The sequence below is a fragment of the Saccharibacillus sacchari genome (assembly GCF_037722395.1).
In the GTDB taxonomy this organism is placed as follows: Bacteria; Bacillota; Bacilli; order Paenibacillales; family Paenibacillaceae; genus Saccharibacillus; species Saccharibacillus sacchari_A.
Genome location: NZ_JBBKAR010000032.1, coordinates 1 through 3553, shown reverse-complemented (window position 1 = coordinate 3553; position 3553 = coordinate 1). Strand labels below are relative to the sequence as shown.

Sequence of the window (3553 nt, the reverse complement as noted above, 5' to 3'; positions counted from 1 at the left end):
GTATATTTTTCATGTATAATATTTAAAAAATTGCTGGAGGGATAGAAGTATCATGGAGCAAAAAAGAATTGAATTCGACCCTGTAGAAATACCTAAACCAATCGCTTTGCGCAATACTTTATCAGGTTTATCTGAAGCGCATTTAACTTTTGATTTATGTATGAGAATTTTAAAAACAAACGGCTTAGAGATACGTTTTATACCAAAACATCTACAATCAGAGGATATTATCATTGCGGCAGTTTCAAATTCGAGTCATGCATTACATTTGATTGATCCAGAATTAATTACAAAGAAAGTAGCTCAAGCAGCTATCTCTAAAAACCCTTTAGCTTTAAAATATATTCCTCATGAACTTCGTGCTTCTTCTTTATATAACCAAGCAGTCAAAATGGATTGGAGAGCTTTTGAATTTTTACCGCAACGAGCCGTTACAAAAAAGAGATGCCTAACATTTTTAAAAGAGCGACTAACTGAAATAGAAACGCTGAATATTGGACAATTGAGAAATGTCGTCAAAAACTCTTTCCCTTCAGAAATTCGTGCAGATAAGGAAATTATTGAACTAGAATGGATGCTAGGAATACGTTATTTCAAAGTCAAAAAATTTGATGCTTCTATTAATAAATTCATCGTAGTTGAACCCGCAATATTAGATCGCTTTAATGTCGAGCTTTCCCCTGAAAAGACTTTTTTCTATAAAACATTTAAGTCCTTTTTGAAAAAGGTAAATAATGATCTTAATAGAGCTGAACTACAAGACTTTCATTTCAAAGGTATAGATATTCGAAAGTTGGATATTAAAAACGCTTATATTTCTACTGATACATTGCAACGTTTTGGACTTTATGATGATTCTTTTTACAAACTCAATATTTCCGGCGGTGATCTTCAATTCTTGCCGCAAACTCAAATCGTTGAACAATCTTCTTCAAACAACGAACCGCAAATCACACCTTTTATCCACGGTATTCATGAGCGTGAAGGTTATATGCATCGCATTCATTATATAAGCGATATTCATTTAGATCACCGTTTGCTTAAAGCATTCCCGATTCAAGCTACAGAACGAGAAATATATAGATTCATTTCGAAGATTGTAACGGAAATGCTTGAATCAACAGAGTTTGGTTATTACGATTACTTAGTTGTTGCGGGTGACGTTTCATCTCGCTTTGATATCGTTCATATGTTTTATCGCATCTTGTCTTCCCAATGTAAACGCGCTCAGATTATTGCAACCTTGGGTAACCACGAACTCTGGGCGATAAAAGACCGAACTGATTCTTTAGACGAGCTTATTAATGAATATCGTGAATTGTTTACCAATTTAGGTGTTTTATTTTTGAATAACGATATGATCTTTATTCATGATGATAATCAATTTGACTATCTATCTGAAAAGGAGATCTTAACGAGCAGCATCGAAGAACTTCGAAAATGGAGTCGGATGTCTCCGTTTATATTTTGGGGAGGTCTTGGGTTCTCTGGTTTAAATGACTCGTTTAATGCGACAAATGGCATCTATCGTAATAGCATATCGACAAGAGCGATGGATCAAAAACATTCTCAAAGATTCGATATCGTTCATAATAAATTAATTGAGGCATTAGGGGATCGTAAAGTTATCGTATGTACGCATACTCCTCTATCCGATTGGAGTTCTCAAATATATCACCCCTCTTGGATTTATATGAACGGTCATACGCATCGTAATTTACAACGAACAGATGATACATGCACAGTCTATGCCGATAATCAGATTGGTTATTACGGTAAAAAAGTCTTTCTAAAATGGTTCGATTTGCGTTGGCAGTATGATTTCTTTTGCGATTATCCAGAAGGGATACATACGATTTCACAAAAAGAGTATCGACAATTCGCAATTGGTTTCCGAATACAAATGCAGTTTACCAGAAAAGGGAAACTATATATGTTGAAAAAGAAAGGCCTCTATTGCTTCTTGTATGAGAATGATAAAAATGTGCGTTATTTTTTGAGCGGTGGAAGAATCAAAAAGATTGAAGAACAACGTCTAAGCTATTATTATGATCACATGGATAAGTATGCCGAAGGAGTTAAACTAGCTTTATCAGGTTATCACAAACAGTTACTTGCACTTTCCAAAGCTATCAAAAGCATTGGTGGTAGCGGAAAAATTCACGGTAGCATTGTAGATATTGACTTTTATAATCACGTCTATCTAGATCCTCAAAAAAGAAACATCGTACCCTACTGGGCTACGGATATTACTTCACGTTATGTAGCAAGTGATGTGCTGACGCTTCTTTCAGAAAAAGCACCTGGTCTATACAAAAACTATAAAAAGTTAATTAAAAATTCTTCTTCAAAAATGGAAGTCATCGAACTTAAACACTCGCAAACAGGTAAGTACGAATCAGGCACAGAAATGTATAAAGGCTCGAATCAGATGCGGGCGTTACAATATTTACTAGATCACAACATTATCCGTGAATGGAACGAAGAAGTTATTGATAAAATTCTTCAAGGTTCATCCAATCTTTCATTATCAAGTGAAATGACATTCGATTAAAAGAGCTTTTACTCTCTTCATTTAATTATAAAAGAACTGCTATCAAACTGTGTTCGATAGCAGTTCTTTTGCATCCCTTTATTAACCTCTCAAAAACCCCGGTTCCCGGTAGCTCGGATTCGGATACGTATAAAACCCTTCCCCTGTCGCTTTGCCGAGTTTGCCTTTATCGACGTACTCGGTTTTCAACAAATCCGCGACCGCCTGATAATCGGCATCGCCAGTCTGTTCCGCTCTAGTTTTGGCAATATGGTAAGCGGTATTGATCCCGACGATGTCAAGCATCCCGAACGGCCCGACCGGAGCACCGGTGCCGACCATCCACGTTTTGTCGATCGTTTCGATATCCGCGACGCCGGTCACGAGCAATTTCTGCGCCGAACTCAGCAACGGAACGAGCAATGAATTCACGATATAGCCCGGCTGTTCTTTTTGCAAAGGCAGCGCGACCATCCCGATTTGTTTGGCGAAATTCACGACGTCTTGGAAAACCTGTTCGTCCGTGCCCGGATGTCTCATGATTTCGCTGGTATTGTTTTTCCAGATCTCGTTTGCAAAATGCAACGCCAAAAATTTCTCCGGCCGTCCGGTTGCATCAACGAATTGACTCGGCAGTAGCGTGGACGAATTGGTAGCGAAAACGGTATGCGCCGGAGCAACTTTAGCCAATTTTTCGTAAAATTCGATCTTGACCGGTACGGATTCCGGCACGGATTCGATCACCAGATCGGCATCTGCGGCAGCTTGAGCCAGGTCGCTTTGGAACGTCAAACGCCCCCAAGCCGCTTCTAACTCTTCATTCGAAGTGCCCAAATCCTCTGTGTAACGCGGTTTAAGCTTTTCGATTCTGCCTTTGGCGCGTTCCAATGCTTCGTCGTTAATATCGTAGACCGTTACGGAAAATCCGTGAAGGGCGGTTTGAAAAGCAATCTGACTGCCCAAGACTCCGCTGCCTGCGATCAAAATATTCGTGTAGCTCATGTTCAAACCTTCTCTCCG

2 protein-coding genes are annotated in these 3553 nt (G+C 38.9%); one reads left to right on the top strand and one right to left on the bottom strand.

Translation table 11 applies throughout. The annotated features are described in order from the left end of the window. Positions 1-52 precede the first annotated feature (52 nt). Positions 53-2554, top strand: coding sequence for a DUF4116 domain-containing protein (locus WKI47_RS08960; protein WP_340226812.1), 2502 nt, complete (start codon positions 53-55; stop codon positions 2552-2554). Positions 2555-2635: 81 nt separating this feature from the next. Here the strand turns inward: WKI47_RS08960 and WKI47_RS08955 are convergent, their stop codons facing one another. Next, positions 2636-3535, bottom strand: coding sequence for a 3-hydroxyacyl-CoA dehydrogenase (locus tag WKI47_RS08955; protein WP_340226813.1), 900 nt, complete (start codon positions 3533-3535; stop codon positions 2636-2638). Positions 3536-3553 lie beyond the last annotated feature (18 nt).